Below are 16,052 nucleotides of genomic sequence, written 5' to 3' on the forward strand. Positions count from 1 at the left end.
CCCAAAACAAGGCAGCTTGTTTTTGGATTAAATATTTAATTTTCTAAAGGCAGTTGATTGCGTTTAAAACGCCAACAACGCTAGGTTATACAGCATAAGATGGGTCGTCCACGATTTCCATGGTGCTCCCGGTGGAGTCGCGGCAGACCGTATCTACCCTTGGGTTTCTTCGCTAGGCATTTTCCGCAGGAGTCGGGCCATGAAGTCCTCTACTTTCCCTCGTCGTCATTTTTGGGTTGAGCGATTGGAGGCCCGACAACTGCTCGCCTCCGATTTTCTTTTGGAAATTGACGGAATCAAAGGGGAGTCTTCCGACAACAAGTTGCCGTACGCGATCGAGCTCGATTCCTTTAGCTGGGGAAGTCACAACCCCTCCACTTCACCTGGGAGAGCACCTATCACGGAGCTCACGTCGGACGAGTTCCGGTTTGTTTCCAACTTTGGCAAAGCGTCCCCTCAACTAGCCCAATCGATTGCTCAAGGAAAGCACTTTCCCAAAGCCTCTTTGCATGTCCGCAACGCGGGTTCAGATGGGCAGAGTTACTTGAAGATCGAGCTTCAGGACGTCTTAGTATCCTCGATCTATACTCGCAGTTTGAATGAGGAGAAACCCAAAGAGGAAGTTTCGATCCAGTTTTCGAAATTGGAGCAAACCTATTCGACGATCAGTCCAGACGGGGGGGTTCGCGAGTCCGTGACTCGATCATTTGCCGTTCCCAAGAACCCGATCAAATTCGAACCAGCTGCTGCATTGCTCGAAAATGTCGCTTCGAGCAATCTCGATCAAACCGATGCATTCCTTCAAATCGATGGAATCAAAGGCGAAGTTTCCGATACCAGCGTTCGAGATGGAATTTCCATCGAATCGTTCAGTTGGGGGTTCCACTCACTCGGGCGAAGGAATCAAACGGACGCTGTGGGTATGCAGGACATGCACTTCGTGACAAGAGTTAGCAAAGCGTCTCCGACGATTCTCCAATCGGTCGCTACCGGCAAACACATTCCTCAGGCCGTTTTGGTCGTACGTCAACCGCAGGGTAATGAGTTCCTCAAGATCAAGCTGACCGATATTCTCGTGTCTTCATATCGAACTGCCGGTGATTCATCATCCGAGACGCTCGAAGAGTTCACTTTGTCGTTCAAGTCCATGGATCAAGTCGTTTCGCATCCTCGTGCGTCGGGGCAAACAAGCCAGACCGTTGCGACGAATCTTCGATCGGCAGTTCAAAGTGACGCGAGTCCATCTCCCACATTGATGGACCGTACAACTCCGGAACGAGCAGGAAGCGACTTTCTCTTGGAGATTGATGGAATCAAGGGGGAGTCCACGGATGCAAAGCACAAGGGCGCCATCCAGATCGAATCCTTTAGTTGGGGCCTTAGCCAATCGGGAGGACGGGGATCGAGCGGCAAAGTGAGCCTCCAGGATTTCCACTTCGTCTCAACGGTTAGCAAGGCCTCTCCTTCCTTGATGCAGAGCGTTGCCAAGGGAGAACACATCAAGTTTGCGACACTCTCCGCGCGGAAATCGGGCGATTCCCCACGGGAATATCTGAAGATTGAGTTGGAAGACATCCTGGTTTCCAGCTACAGCGTTTCGTCTCAAAACAATTCCTTTCCAAGTGATCGCTACTCTCTGAACTTTACGAAGATCAAATTCGATTACCAACCCGTTTCCAGTTCAAAGGTAGACGCACGACCGACCAGCATGACATGGACGGTCCCTGCGTCCGCTGGAACGATGGACGAAGCACCCATCAGGCTTGCTCGAAACCAGGAGACCGAGCGAGCAGCCTTCGACGCGTTTCTCGAGATCGATGGAATCAAAGGGGAATCGAGCAATTCGAAGCACAAAGGTGAAATCGATGTGTTGTCATTTAGTTGGGGTTTGAGCCAGTCAGGTTCTGGTGGAGCCGTCGGCCGGTCTGGAAAAGTAGCCTTTCAAGACTTCCATTTCGTATCGCCGACTGGCCCCTTGTCCCCGCTTTTTGTGAATGCAGTAGCCGACGCGCCGGTTCGCGGGAAGCACATTTCCAAGGCCGTCTTGTTCGTTCGCAAGAGCGGTAGCGAATCGGGATACATCAAATGGGAATTGAATGGCGCCGACGTAAGCCACTACGAGATGAGAGCGTTAAACCACACGCAGCCGATCGAGGAAGTGGGCCTCCAATTCGATAACATTCGCATGGAGCAAAGCGGATCCCAAGATGCCACCGGAACCCCCACCCAGAACGATCAGCTGGTTTCGGTAAGACCTCGCGACACCGTTATTGCAGGCGATCGCTTGCTCGGGGTTACGGAAGCACCGGCCTCGGCCGTCGACTACTTGCTGGAGATTGAAGGGATCAAAGGAGAATCGTCCGACTCCCGACACAAAGGGAGCATTAGTATCGATTCCTTTAGTTGGGGTATGTCGAATCCTCAAATGACGGGCGGCAGCGGCGGCAAGGTGGTTTTACAGGACTTTCATTTCGTTCGCCCCACAGACTCGAGTAGCGCAGAGGTCTTCCGAGCACTTGCTCAAGGCAAACACTTCAGCAAAGCCGTGCTCACGGTAAGAAAATCATCCGAGCGGCCTTATGAGTATTTGAAATGGGAAATGAAAGACCTCCTTGTTTCCTCGTACCGTTCCAGTGGACAAGTCGATACGCTTCCTCAAGAAGAGTTCTCTCTCAATTTTGGAACTTTGCGGGGACAAGTCAGTTCGCAGTCGGACTCGGGAACTCCGAAATCCACGCAAGGATCGTTCGACGTGTCGCAGCTACCAGGCCGGGTTGTCATCGTACCCAACTCTGATTTACTCCTTCAAACGACTCCGTCACCTGCCAAGAGTTCCTATTTCTTGAAGCTCGACACGATCTCCTCGGATTCCGTCACCAAGGACCACAAACATTGGATCCCGTTAGATCGATTTAGTTGGAGCGCATCGCGTGAAGTCGAAGACACGAAGGAACGAGAATTTGGCGAGCTGCAATGGAGCCAATTTGAATTCCAGAGCCAAGCCGAACGAAGCTCTCCTTCCCTGATGAGTTTGATGGGTGAGCGACGCCCGCAAGGAGGGGCACAACTGGAGATCGTTCTAGGAGAGGGACGCCAACAGCCCTATCTGCAATACAAGCTTACCGACGTTCTCGTTTCTAGCTACTCCATTTCCTCTACAGGGGGCGGAGCACCTGAAATCGCTTCCGGGCTCCGTACTACTGGAGTGTCTTGGGATTGGGATTCTCCGCCCAATGGGCGTCTCCAATTAGCAATGATCGCTCGCCAGGATAACGACCACTCCGATTCCGACGAAGAAGATTTCTACGTGCAATCCGAACAACCGTTTGCCCCTAAGGTTGCCGATCTGAACTATGCTGCCTTTCCGATCGAATCGCCCGAGAGCGCAGTCGGAACGCCGTCGACTAAGAGTACGGACAAAGAATCCTCAGCGGACGAGGAGGCTACCATTCATGAATTTTTCAAGAGCTTTCGCTAACGAAAGCTCGACAACGTGGCGAATCAAACTCGGATCTTTGACAGGTTCGCCTTTCTGATAGAGGTTTACCTCACCCTGAAGAACTCGATTCACTATGATCTCCACCAGTTGAGGCAACTCATTCATGCCATCAAGTTGACTGAGAACAAACGATTCAAACTCGTTTAGCTCGATCACTTGATGCATGCGATTCACGACAGGTTCGTTGCGTCCTGCCTGCCATCTAGCAAGCGGTGAAGCGAGAGGATTTGGGCTTTGAACTCTTGGTTTTTCCGGCTCGAATTCGTGAAGTTCGACAAGGTCGCTTCGGTAACAGCGGAGGAGAGCATGCGCCAGAAACTCGACATCTCGCAGCCGCTCAACAGCGTCGTCCGTGCGCTTCAATCGCGCGGACGCTTTCGCATGCAGTTCGTCAAAGGCTAACGAGTTTGGCCAACCTTCAGACAATTCCACTAAAGCGGATTTGAGCAGTGGGTGGCTTGTAGTTAAGCTCTCCCCACGCATCCCTTCGAATGTTTCCGCCTGCTCGCAATCGAGCGATTCCAGCGGTTCAAGACGCTTGGAAAAGCCACGAATCCGCATCTGCCTAATGTGTACCTGCGATGGTTCCGAGAGAATCTGTTGTCCAGCATGACACAGAAGGGTTTTTCGAAAGGTTCCATTCAATAGGAAGTCGATTCTTTGTTCGTAATCGATTCTATCGCGTGACATGCGATGAAGGTCTGCTTTCAATTCATCCGTGAAATTGGACTCTTCTGGACGATCTCCAGCTTCGGTCAAATACTGCAGTCCGTGCGATGCCGCGCAGGCCATAAATTCATGAAAGTAAACCGGCTGATTCAACTCTTCAAGATGTTCGTGAAAGAGATAGGTATCCGGCGTGCGATTGAGGATATCGCGTTCGCGTTCGAGAATCCTGGCATAGAGATTGTTCGACTCGGGGGAATGGCTAATGAGAAAATCTAAAAACCTTCGAGCTCGATGGACTTGGTCCTGCGGACTGCCCGTGTCGGTAGCTTGGTAGCACAACATCTCTCGAACCAGTCCGCGAAGGTGCCATCCTGGAAAGATGTTGTAGCTCACATAGGCGACACCGTTCGCGACCAAGTGCTTTTTTATCGTTTCCAGAATTTTGCGCTGTAACGAGGCCGACACCCACGAATAAACTCCGTGGCAAAGGATGTAATCAAATTGACCCAAGTCATGGGGTAAGTCAGCGAACGATTTGGCGAGTAGATGGACATTGTTCAATCCGACGGTTTCGGCAATCGCACGTCCCTCCTCGATTTGTCGTTCCGCATAGTCGATGCCAACGCAGGTCGCGTTCGGGAGGATGGACGCAAGAGAAAGCAGGTTCGTCCCATTGCCACACCCTAACTCAAGTATTCGAGCAGAATCGACGGCTGGCGGTCGAAGTCCATATAGCTTCGCCCTGCAGGCTAAATTGTCGGGATGCGTGTCCTGCACTGGGTGACATGAGTAGGGGAGCTCGTCGTAACTGTTCGCGAATGGCATATACGAATTCTCAACTCCAACCTAAGTAAGCCGAGGGATTATCTCATCTTCTCCATAAGGTAAGCATAACCGAAATCGGCGCTGATCAGCGAAGCCGCCACATGCGGGTCCGGAATTATCCTTTGCACGACCGTCTCTCGCGCGCGAGCAGCCCCAGTGTGAGGCTGTCTATTCGACGACGCAGACTACGATACAGACCAAGATGGGAGTGGAACCAATCTCTCCCTTCGACGCGAGGGAGCACTCCTACGGCTAACTTTGCTACTGCTGACTGTGTAACCCGGAAGGCGGAATAGGTAATAAGATTTCACCTCTCCCATCCACTTGAAGATCCCCTAGCATGCGATGAACCCAACGAGTATTGGGGACTGCGAGGCGACGGTGCCCTTCGTATCCCCATCGTGCGAGATCGCGTTGTACTTGGGTTTCCATCGATTGAAGATGCTTCCAAAGCAATGCCAGAAAACTCAACTCAAAAGGTCTTGGATTGGTGAACAATCCTTGGAGAGATCGGGACACCCCATTATCGGGATTCTCGTTTTGCACCCTTGGCTGCAAACGGGTCGCGAACAAAGTGCCTCGTCTCATTCCTAGACAACAGGATGCACCCACTTCTCCTTGGCAGACGACCGTTCCTGCGATCATTTGATGGCAAGCGTATGCACCAATGTTCCCTGCAACGAACACTGTGCCTCTACGCATCCGCTCGCACAAGCGATCACCGACCGAACCGTAGACCAAAACATCGCCCCCTTCCATACCTTTAAGCCGGCCTGCGGAGGGACCAGCGAGCCGATTGCCGCAATTGCCAAATATACAAAGCGTGCCGCGTTTCATGTCTTCGGCGACGTAATTGCCCGCTTCACCCAACACATAGATCGCCCCACCATTCAGCTGTTTTCCGATCCCATCACCTGCGTTTCCGTCGATGATCAAACAGGTATTCTGCAATCGGGCACCCATGCGCAGTGCGCGAGAAAAGTCCCCTCGGGCCATCACGGTCGGTAACGCTATGCCTTCTACATTCGAATGAAGTCTAGAAATTCGCACGAGATCCCCAAGCGGTGTCGAACGACCTTCGACCGACACGCGGAACAAGGCAGCTTGCTTCGGATCGGCCTTTGCCAATTCGTCGAAGGACAAGTTTTGCATGTCGACCCAGAGCGGGTTCGGCGTCTTCCATTCCAAGAGGAGTGACATGATTTAGCCGCGGCTTTCAGTCGATGAGTTTGGCATGAGACCAGAGACTGGGATTTTCATGAACAGGCATCCGCGAACTGCGGGCCACGTGGAGCTCATTTTCATTCGGTCGATGGCAACTGAAATGCATCGACAAATCTGGAAACACGATAGGGCTGTAACCAAAGAGGCCATGTGCAGGAATAAAAATCTTGGATCGGGTCATCGCCCCATTGATCAACGCGACTTCCCCACATCCCATTGGGGTTCCTACCGCAGGAGATTGATCTTTGGATCTCGCAATGGCGGCAATGCGAAACGAGATGGAGTACAAAGGCTTGTCCTTCGTCGGAACGAATGAATGGCCTAAGAAGTGCACACAGTGGGAGTTTGCTCGTTGAATGCCCGGTGCGTGTCTTGTGTTCAAAAAGATGCGGTAGATGATCAAGGGTTTTGGGCCCTCGGCCGAATGGGAGGGGGATGGTGAATTCGGTTTTTGGTTTTGCTGGTCCGGAATCTCCATTTGAAAAAACAGGCCGCGTTCGTGCCACGCGGCCCGAAGCCGCATTGGAATCTCAGGATCTGAGAGTGATACAAGGTCAGGTAGTTCGTATCTTTCCCCTAGCTCCCACGTCAGATCATCGAGGAGTCCCGTTTTACTGAGCGTGACATCGAATCGAGAAACTGGAAATCCGAGATCGAACAACCACGTTGGATCTCCAAGCTTTTCTGCTATTCCCATCTCGATAACTCTCCGTTGCCGAACTTTTTGCGAACCATCGATTTCCGCCGTGTTCGTTGTTACTTGGGGTGTGCTTCCTGAATTTTGAAATGGAGCATCAGGAATGTGTCATAGGCGGCATGAGCGATGATGGGAATAAAAAGATTTCGGCTCCAATAGAAGCTCAGTCCTAAGACAAACCCCAGCAGCGTAGCCAAAACGATATAGCCCTTGGATAAAGGATGCGCTAAGCCGAAGAAAACGGCAGCGGTGGCAATAGCAATGTAAGATCCGGTGACTCCCCAGTCCTGAAACAAATCCTCTATCCACCCTTGCAACCAACCTCGAAACAACAATTCTTCCCCTACTCCGGCGGCTAGCGACAAGGCAATGATATGAACAATCCCCGCACCGGCGAGGAGGTCTCTCAGATGCCTTTCTCCCATTTCGGAGGCCTTTCTCAGCCATTGGAAATCCAACTTTTCCAAGAAAAGGATAGCACCTGTCATCGCGCCTCCCAGCAGGATGCCCCATCCAAAGCCGTGCAGCAATCGAGCCCCTTCGCTCAGTTTGGGCATATGCTCGTGGGGAGGCGAGCCAAGCCAATATCCAAGCGCTACGGCGAATAGCCCGAGTGTTAGCTCGAAGAGAGAAGCCCAAAAAATGTGACTGTCTTTGACCATCTTTTGGGGAGGAAGTAGGTAGGCGGATTTGGACAACGAGCGGGGAAGCTATTGAAATTGTTCGTTTCGCGACTGCGAAATACTCGGCAGAACATCGTACTCGGAGTCGACGAAGAGGCATAGAACCCCAGCCATTGGTAAAGAAAACTCCCGATCGGTAGATCGATCCAGGGAAATTCGGCTTCGGTTCTTGCTTCACCACCGTCGAACGACGTACATTGAGGCTTGTTTGCCCACACTCCATTTCTGTTCCATTAGGGTTATCCCATGAATACGTTGCGTGGTTGGCTTGCATCTACTCTGTTAGGTGCAACGATTGTTTTCTCCTCTCCAACCATTTCCGCAGCCCAAGAATCCGAGAAGCCGGATCCTGCCCGAGCTGTGATGGAATTGATTCAGAAGAAAGAGTTCGCTGAAGCGTCGAAAGCGATCAAGGAACTCGAAGCGACTCAACCGAAGTTGCCTGCCTTAAGAACACTGAAGGTACAGTGGCTCGCTTCCCTCCGAACCGGTTCTCCCGAAGGAATCGATGCTGCAGCCGAAGCCAAAGCGATGCTGGAAGCGACGCGGAAAGCTGCGATGGAAGATCCCGATCGCATTGCAGAGCTTGCAGGCATCGCAAACTTTGCATTGCCCGTCATCTCGCAATTCGGATCCTCCGAGGACGCAATTAGCGAGGCCAAGGCGACGTTGGCCCTGGTGGATACTCCAGAATTCTTCAAGCGAGGTGTACAAGGGTATACCACGCTGCGCCGCACGCTGGCGACTACGCTTCGACAGAGCGGTAGCAATGAAGAAGCAGCGAAGGTGATGATCGAAACCATCAATCGTTTGGAAACTTTCCTAAAGGAAGCGCCCGATACCAAGTTACTTCCCTCGACGTTGCTTAACACCATGGTGGTTTCGCTCAGTTTCCTCCCCGATGCGGATCGCGAGGCAATGCAAACCAAAGCAATGGGGCTCGCAGAAAGGTTGCTTGTCGAATCCCCATCCGCGGAATCGATTACTGCGTTCACCAATACTTATGGTTCGTTGATCAGTTCGATCTCTCGCGACACACCAGAAGTTGCAGGTGAATTGCTCAAAAAGGCCATCAAGTCGCTGGAGGACGTTGCAGCGAGCGACGAATCGCTTGAGAAATCCGCCACAACCAGTGCGACCTCGCTCAAACGAATTGAACGAAGTATTGAAGCGGCTCTCAAGCAGAAAGAGATGATTGGCAAAGCTGCGCCCGCATTTGATCCGATGAAATGGGTGAATGGCGAAGCAATTGGCCAAGAAGAACTCAAGGGCAAAGTCGTCTTGCTCGACTTTTGGGCTGTTTGGTGCGGTCCTTGCATCGCTACCTTCCCAGAGCTTATCAAATGGCATGAAGAGTTCTCGGAGAAAGGATTGGTTATCATCGGCGTGACCCATGAATATGGATACGTCTGGGATGAAGAAACGGAAAAGGCAAAGCGAGCGATGGATCCGACGAGTGTAACTCTCGAGGATGAGCTGGCGATGCTCGACAAGTTCATCAAATTCCACAAACTGCAACATCGGACCATGGTCACTCCGAAAGACAGTGAGATGTCCAACAACTACGGAGTTACCGGCATCCCTCACGTCGCCGTATTGGATCAAGACGGAAAAGTACAGCTGATTCAAATCGGATCCGGGCCCCAATCGGCTGCTAGGATCGAAGCGAAAATCAAAGAGCTTCTGAAACTCTAACGAGAGGAATTTCGATCGACCCAACTGGATCGATCAGCGCAAGCCAGCTTCCGGCAACCGTCGACAGGCTCGACGCCATCGCCGGGACTGGCTTTTCGTATCCTAGGTAAAATGCATTTCTTTTTATCTCCATTTGGCAGCTCGGGGGATGTATTCCCGATGCTGGGCTTAGCCGTCGAGCTGCAACGGAGGGGTGCGCGAGTCACGGTAGCCACCAACCCGCATTTTGAGTCGCGAATCCGGGGAAATGACATCGCGTTTCACCCGATCGGCACCGAAGAGGATTACCGTCGAATTGCGTCGCATCCCGATTTGTGGCATCCCCGCCGCTCTTTCGGATACCTCTTTGAAAACCTAAAGCCTTTCATCCCACCACAATACGAGTTCTTTGCGAGAGCGAGCCAAGAGGACGGCGCGATCGGCATTGTCAACTGTTTCGGATTTGGTGGGTTGGCGGCGATGGAGAAGTTCCACTTTCCGGTCTACACGCTCCATCTGCAACCTGCCGTTTTGTGGAGCGATTTAAACCCTCCTAAAATGCCGAACCTCCATGGCCCCAAGTGGATGAGGCGGCTCCTTTTCCGCATCGGCGAACGGTTTGTCTTGGATCGAACGGCATGTCCCTTTCTCAACCGCTGGAGGGCAAGCCTCGGATTGCCCCCGATCCGGCAACTCACGCGAGCTTGGAACTCATCGCGAGGGACACTGTGTCTTTTTCCTGATTGGTATGCACCTCTGCAAGACGACTGGCCGAAACCATGCTTGCAAACCGACTTCCCTCTTTGGAATCACGCCAGCGACCAGCCGCTCCCAGAAGTGCTCCAACGCTTTCTGGAACAAGGCGATGCACCGATTGTCTTCACACCTGGGTCAGCCAACCGGCATGGTGCCAATTTTTTCCGTGTCGCGATGGACTCGATAGTACGGATGGGAAAGCGAGCGATATTTCTTACCGAGTATCGCGAGCAAATTCCGTCCCCCCTACCCGATTCGATTCTTTGGGTCCCCTATGTCGCGTTAGACCAAATACTGCCGCGAGCTGCCGCATTCGTTCACCATGGTGGCATCGGATCCGCTTCTCAAGCTTTATTAGCGTCGATCCCTCAGGTCATCATGCCACTGGCTCATGATCAATTTGATAACGCTGAAAGATTGGAACGACTTGGGGTCGCCTACTCATTACCACCGAATCGTTTTCGAACGGGTCGACTGATCACCATTCTGGAGACCTTGCTGCGCGATCCCGCCGTTCCCGCCCGTTGTCAGGAATTGACCTCCCGCATGGAAAAGGGTCGCGGGCTGCGGGAACTGGCACGCCTCCTATGCGAGGATCGAGGACGGTCCTTGCCTGGCGACTAGGCCGATCCGAGCTTGTTACAAGTCCGTTACGGTCGGACGCATCTCGATTCGTAGGATAGATCGAATCGCCGAACGAATGAGTTCGCGTGTTCCGTTTCTATCAGCAGGATCGTCGTAATGAATATCGCATCGGACACTTTTCGCCGCGTGAGAGTTGCTATCGCAATCGTTTGCCTCTTCTTCTCCGGCATGGGCTCTTCCCGTTTAATCCATGCGGACGAATCGAAACAAGGGGAAAGCAATCCTTACGTTTGGAAGCCGAAGACCAAGTCCGTCTCGGTTTTTAAAAATGGATTCGGATTCTTCACGCGCGAGGGTGAAGTGGAACTGCAGGAGGGCTGGGGGCATGCAAGCGATGTTCCACCTGCAGCGTTTGGTACACTCGCAATCTACTCGGCCCAACCCGAACAACTGGTGGATATTGTAGGAGTCGGAAACGGTGAGCTCATCGAGTTCGACAGAATCCCCTCGGCAGAGCGTGAATCGCGGCGAAAGGAGGTTCTAGAAGCATCCTTGTCGATGGACGTCAAATTGGCACATCGCGCGGGTGCTCCACAACAGGAGACCGTTGGAATTCTGAGGGCCCTCAGCGGTGGATATGCTGTCGTCGAACAGGCTACCGGCGCCGCCGCCATACCGGTCCAAGACATCACATCGTTGCAACGTATGGATCTTCCCCTTCGATTCCACGCAGTGGAGGAGGGAGGTGCTGCGGCCCGCCGAGTTGCCTTGAACATGGCCTATCTTCGCAGCGGAATCGTCTGGATCCCCGAGTACACATTGAAGATTGTCGACGAAACGACAGCCGAACTTACCTTGCGCGGTACCTTGGTCAATGAAGCGGAAGACTTGATCGATTGCGACGTGCATTTTGTCGTGGGGGTTCCGCACTTTGTCCATTCCGACATGCTATCCCCGGTCGCGGTTGGTCAAGTTCTACGGAGCATTGGTTCGGCAATTCCCTCATCAGGGGTTCCGCTTCAAAACATGGCACAGGTCATGAATCGCGCTGTGATTTCGAATGATCTTCAAAATGGCCGCGGGCAATCCTTGCCCTCCAGCAGCGTCCCCTCCGCATCCTTCCGCGAGTTGCTAGGAACGCTTCCCCCCTCGGATGCGGCCGGTGCTGGGGATTACAGCGTCTATAGCAAACAGCATGTCACCGTGCGGAAAGGGGAGCGCGCCGTGATCACTCTGATGTCCAAACGCATCAACTACGGGCACCAATATGCGTGGGAAGCAGGTTCAGCAGGAACCAACGGTGACAATCCCACCTCCGATTTGGTGCATCGATTGGTTTTGCAAAACTCCACCGAGACACCTTGGACAACAGGCCCCTGTCTAGCACTCTCGGGCAACCAACCCCTCAGCGAAGACATTCTCCGCTACACTCCCGTTCGGGCCAAGGGAGAGTTAACTGTCACTACTGCGATCAATATCGCCAAATCGATCCAAGAATCCGAAATCGATCGCAAACTCAAAGCGCATGAACCCCAGCCTCACTCGTTTTTGGATCTGGTCACTTTGAAAGGGAAGATTCAGCTCAAGAGCTTTGAATCGAAACCTGTCAAGATTCGGATAAGCAAATCGGTACAGGGGAGACCTTTGGAATCCAGCGACGACGGCTCAATTCGCATCGATTCGGAGAAGCTTCGTTTGGTTGAGAGAGCTGGCACGATAGAATGGAACATCGAACTCCAACCGGGTATGACTACGGATTTGTCATATACTTATGAGAGATTCGTATCGTCGCATTAATCGAAGTCTTGTTGATCCGACTCCTAGACGCGAATGAGGACCCATGCGCTCTGAGAAAACCATATTGGTCGTCGAAGATGATCACGGCATTCGCCGCGCTGTTGTCGATGCGTTACTTTTGACGGGCTATTCGGTGCTTGAGACCGCGAACGCAACCGAAGCCAAACAGTTAGCCAAGAATGGCGATATCGATCTGATGTTACTTGATCTGGTGTTGCCTGGAGCGGATGGCAGGAACATTCTTCGGCAACTGAGAAGGGAAGGAATGACACTACCGGTGATCATCTTAACCGCTTGCGGGTTTGAATCGGATCGTATCGAAGGGCTTCGAGAAGGTGCCGACGATTACATTGTCAAGCCTTTTAGCGTGAGAGAGCTGTTAGCACGGATCGAGGCAGTCTTACGACGTTCACCTCAACGCCCCATGTCGGTTTCGTCGTTTTCGTTTTCGGAAGGAACGATCGATTTCGAGCGGAGAGAAATCGTATTTCGTACTGGGATTCGAGAAGAACTCTCGGAGAAAGAAGCCGAGTTGCTGCTCTATCTGGTCCGGCATTGTGGGAGAGCTCTATCACGCGATGAGTTACTCCAAGGCGTTTGGAAGCTGTCTCCTACAGGAGTTCCTACCCGAACGATTGATATGCACATCGCACGACTCCGCGACAAACTGGGAGACGATCCCACTTCTCCGTCCATCATCTTGACCGTTCGCGGACGTGGGTACATGTTCCAGTCCTTGGGATCTCCTGCCCCCTCGGAGGAAGCGTCCGGATGAAACACCGCAGTGTACTGTTGTGGGGAGGATTTTCCGTATTCTGCGGGCTCGCACTGTTCGGCGCGGTCGCCTTGACTCGAACGGTTCTCGAATTGGATCGGAGGGAGCAGCAAGCAAAAACCGAAGCACAGTTGGAAGAGAACATTCGATTGAGCCTCTGGCGGTTGGACTCCCTGCTTGCCCCACTTCTTTCCTCGCTCGCCGTCGCGGGTGAAACAACACTTTCTGAAAGTCACTCCGCAACAGGGTCACCTGACTCTGCTGCATCGTGCGATCCCGTATCGATTCAAGAGATACCGATTCGTGCGCGGCGGGTGGTGAAAGAAGAGGCGCCCGCTCCGCGCGAGCAAGATCCGAACGAGAGCTCTCCCCATTCGCTGACTTCATTGCGAAACAGGATGAGAGAGTATGCTCGATTTCGTTCGCGGGTGATTCCGCCAGGAGACGGGAATGCAGAGGAAGAATTGCAGCAACTAGCCATGAATGGACAGACGCGTTCGTTTGCGGCGAATGAATTCTCGCAGCGCGCTCAGAATTTTACGCGAGGTAATTCAATCCTCATCGAAAACTCCATTCGGAACGGCAGAAACGGCGTCACGGAACCAGGCTGGGGTATTCCATTCACCCCGATTTGGTCCCAAGGCGAATTGCTTCTCGTTCGCGAGATCGAGGAGGGCGTCCCGGCCGTGCAGGTCTGTGTTTTAGACTGGCCGAAACTCCAATCCGATTTACAGCAGCTCATTCGGGATCTTTTGCCCGAGGCGTCGCTTCTCGCTGTTGACCCATTGCCGAAGGAAGGAAGTCCCGACATGCTCGTGACGCTTCCGGTCATCGTGGTTCCAGGGAACCGCGTCGGTGAACTCGCGGGTATCTCGCCACCGCGCGACATCTCTGTGCCACTCGTACTGGCATCCCTTTGGATCGGAATCGGAGTTGCCCTAGCGGGGACAGGCATCATCCTTTTCAGCTTGCTTAGGCTCAGTAATCGACGGGAGCAGTTTGTGGCTGCGGTCACGCACGAATTGCGAACCCCACTAACAACTCTCAAGCTTTATTCCGAGATGTTGAATGAAGGAATGGTACGTGACGAATCGACGAAGCGAGAATATTTGAAGACGCTGGCGGGTGAAATCGATCGCATCGAACATCTAGTCGAAAACGTCTTTGCCTATGCTAGGCTCCGTTTATCGCGACGGGAAATACCGGTTGAATCGTTTCTATTGAAGGACTTTTTGGACGCGTTAGAAGAATCTCTTCAGCGAATGTGCAGGAGGGGAGATATCGGTCTCGAAATCCGTACAGACGACACCCTCAAGCTGCGAGTGCAGGGCAATCGCTCCGCTATATCCCAGATCCTTGTTAATCTCGTCGATAATGCTTGCAAATACGCATCCAATGTCCCAAACGCTCGGGTGCAATTATTTGTCATTCCACCTGCACCGGGGGAGGCGCGGGCAACAATTCGAGTTACTGACAACGGGCCAGGATTTCCAAAAGGAAGCCGCTGGTGGAAGCCGTTTTCTAAATCGGTGGAAGAAGCCGCTGATACAGCTCCGGGGATTGGTATCGGTTTATCGATTTGCCGAGGCCTGGCACAGCAGCAGGGGGGCGACCTCCGCATCTCCTCGGGGTCTGTGGGTACAAGCATCGACTTGATGCTACCTATTGCAACGACGACCTAGCCAGCAAGACGGATTGTGTCATCGTGAATGCACAAGCCAGAATAAACAGGGCGATAGGAATCGCTTCCAGCCCGAACGCCACAGCGATCGAAGAAATCAGCCCTGGCAGGACTACAATCCCGATCGCCGCCGAACTGACTTGAAAGCCGATAGCTTGTGCGGCTCGATCGCTTCGAACCGTGGCGGGAGTTAATCCTATCCAGGTGGGAAACATGGGTGCGATCCAAGCGCCCAGCAACACCGCTGCGATTTGATCGGCGAACGCAAAAGGTGGGAAGGCGATTCCTGCAGCAAGAATAGGACTGATGACTCCCGATGCGGTAAGAATCTGCTTGCTCGACCACACAGTCGTGAGTTGTCCCATGATGAATCGGCTCAATGTGAATGCGATCCAATAGCCAGTTACCGCGCCACCAGCCACACTTGCCGATACACCTCTCCCCTCGGTCCAAAGAGTGAACAGGAGTTGCCCCACCGTCGATTCCATTCCGGTGTAGACAAAGAAAAGAAAACACTGGCCGAGGACTTGTTTGTCCAGGAACGCGGTAAGAAAGGAAGCATGCTGCGGTTGATTCTCGATGGCTTCGTCGTCCGATTCTTTCCATTCCCGTCGAGTCCACCAAATCAACAAAGTCGTATTGGCCAATAGGAATGCCACGATCGCGTAGCCCCAACGCCACGAGAAACCCGATACGATCACCCAAGTCATCAGCAACGGTCCGATGCAGGCCCCGATCCCCCAACATCCGTGAAGCCAGTTGACCATCCGAATGGAGAATCGATGCGCCGTAAAACTGTTGAGGCTAGCATCGATCGCTCCTCCTCCTACCCCTCCCACAAATCCAATCGCAACGGTCAAGTAAAAATACGGGCTCCAAGCAAGACCGGCGACGACAAAAGTCATCGTCGCGCAGCTGCCGATCAGGAGCCAACCGATTCCGAGCCGCTTCGCAAGCCGGGATGCCATCGAACTGGAAATGAGATAGCCAGAAAATGTCGACGCGAGAATCCATCCGAGGGCGTCAAAGGAAACATCGAAATCGCGCCTCATCGAAGGCCACGCAATCCCGAGCATCGCGTCCGGTAGACCGAGACCGATGTATGCAATGGCGGAGATCAATTTGACTAAAAACATGTCGAGAAGCGTAACAGCTCCCGTTGAATCCCTCCAGCCCTTCCGTGGGGA

Annotated in this window: 11 protein-coding genes; 6 read left to right on the forward strand and 5 right to left on the reverse strand. The window is 52.9% G+C overall.

The annotated features are described in order from the left end of the window. Positions 1 to 199: 199 nt before the first annotated feature. The gene (locus VN12_RS04445) at positions 200 to 3,478 is read left to right on the forward strand and encodes a type VI secretion system tube protein Hcp (protein WP_146675691.1); all 3,279 of its coding nucleotides are present in this window, start codon (positions 200 to 202) and stop codon (positions 3,476 to 3,478) included. Here VN12_RS04445 and VN12_RS04450 read toward each other — a convergent pair. The 4 genes from VN12_RS04450 to VN12_RS04465 all read right to left on the reverse strand — a co-directional run bounded on the left by VN12_RS04450 (position 3,428) and on the right by VN12_RS04465 (position 7,576). Then, the gene (locus tag VN12_RS04450) at positions 3,428 to 4,993 is read right to left on the reverse strand and encodes a methyltransferase regulatory domain-containing protein (RefSeq protein ID WP_146675692.1); all 1,566 of its coding nucleotides are present in this window, start codon (positions 4,991 to 4,993) and stop codon (positions 3,428 to 3,430) included. The genes VN12_RS04445 and VN12_RS04450 overlap by 51 nt on opposite strands. A gap of 261 nt (positions 4,994 to 5,254) precedes the next feature. Then, complete coding sequence (locus tag VN12_RS04455; RefSeq protein ID WP_146675693.1) at positions 5,255 to 6,193, reverse strand: formylmethanofuran dehydrogenase subunit C; 939 nt, start codon at positions 6,191 to 6,193, stop codon at positions 5,255 to 5,257. Between the two features lie 16 nt (positions 6,194 to 6,209). Beyond that, the gene (locus tag VN12_RS04460) at positions 6,210 to 6,914 is read right to left on the reverse strand and encodes a hypothetical protein (RefSeq protein ID WP_146675694.1); all 705 of its coding nucleotides are present in this window, start codon (positions 6,912 to 6,914) and stop codon (positions 6,210 to 6,212) included. A 59-nt stretch (positions 6,915 to 6,973) separates the two neighbouring features. Next, on the reverse strand, positions 6,974 to 7,576 hold the full coding sequence (locus VN12_RS04465; protein WP_146675695.1) for a CPBP family intramembrane glutamic endopeptidase: 603 nt from the start codon (positions 7,574 to 7,576) through the stop codon (positions 6,974 to 6,976). Positions 7,577 to 7,843: 267 nt separating this feature from the next. On the opposite strand from VN12_RS04465, the gene VN12_RS04470 reads away from it, so the two are divergent. The 5 genes from VN12_RS04470 (at position 7,844) to VN12_RS04490 (ending at position 14,866) form a co-directional block, all read left to right on the forward strand. Further along, a complete protein-coding gene (locus VN12_RS04470) occupies positions 7,844 to 9,292 on the forward strand; it encodes a TlpA family protein disulfide reductase (protein ID WP_146675696.1) in 1,449 nt (482 codons plus the stop codon). Positions 9,293 to 9,403: 111 nt separating this feature from the next. Continuing rightward, a complete protein-coding gene (locus VN12_RS04475) occupies positions 9,404 to 10,651 on the forward strand; it encodes a glycosyltransferase (protein WP_146675697.1) in 1,248 nt (415 codons plus the stop codon). Positions 10,652 to 10,768: 117 nt separating this feature from the next. Further along, positions 10,769 to 12,409 carry a hypothetical protein gene (locus VN12_RS04480; RefSeq protein ID WP_146675698.1) on the forward strand — a complete coding sequence of 547 codons (1,641 nt, stop codon included), beginning with the start codon at positions 10,769 to 10,771 and terminating at the stop codon, positions 12,407 to 12,409. Between the two features lie 43 nt (positions 12,410 to 12,452). After that, entirely contained in the window at positions 12,453 to 13,184 is a 732-nt protein-coding gene (locus VN12_RS04485; protein ID WP_146675699.1) for a response regulator transcription factor, read from the forward strand. After that, positions 13,181 to 14,866 carry a sensor histidine kinase gene (locus VN12_RS04490; protein ID WP_146675700.1) on the forward strand — a complete coding sequence of 562 codons (1,686 nt, stop codon included), beginning with the start codon at positions 13,181 to 13,183 and terminating at the stop codon, positions 14,864 to 14,866. The genes VN12_RS04485 and VN12_RS04490 overlap by 4 nt, the downstream gene beginning before the upstream one ends. On the opposite strand, the gene VN12_RS04495 is transcribed toward VN12_RS04490, so the two are convergent. Beyond that, entirely contained in the window at positions 14,847 to 16,001 is a 1,155-nt protein-coding gene (locus VN12_RS04495) for an MFS transporter (RefSeq protein WP_146675701.1), read from the reverse strand. The genes VN12_RS04490 and VN12_RS04495 overlap by 20 nt on opposite strands. Positions 16,002 to 16,052 lie beyond the last annotated feature (51 nt).

Source organism: Pirellula sp. SH-Sr6A (assembly GCF_001610875.1).
Classification (GTDB): Bacteria; Planctomycetota; Planctomycetia; order Pirellulales; family Pirellulaceae; genus JBKCUI01.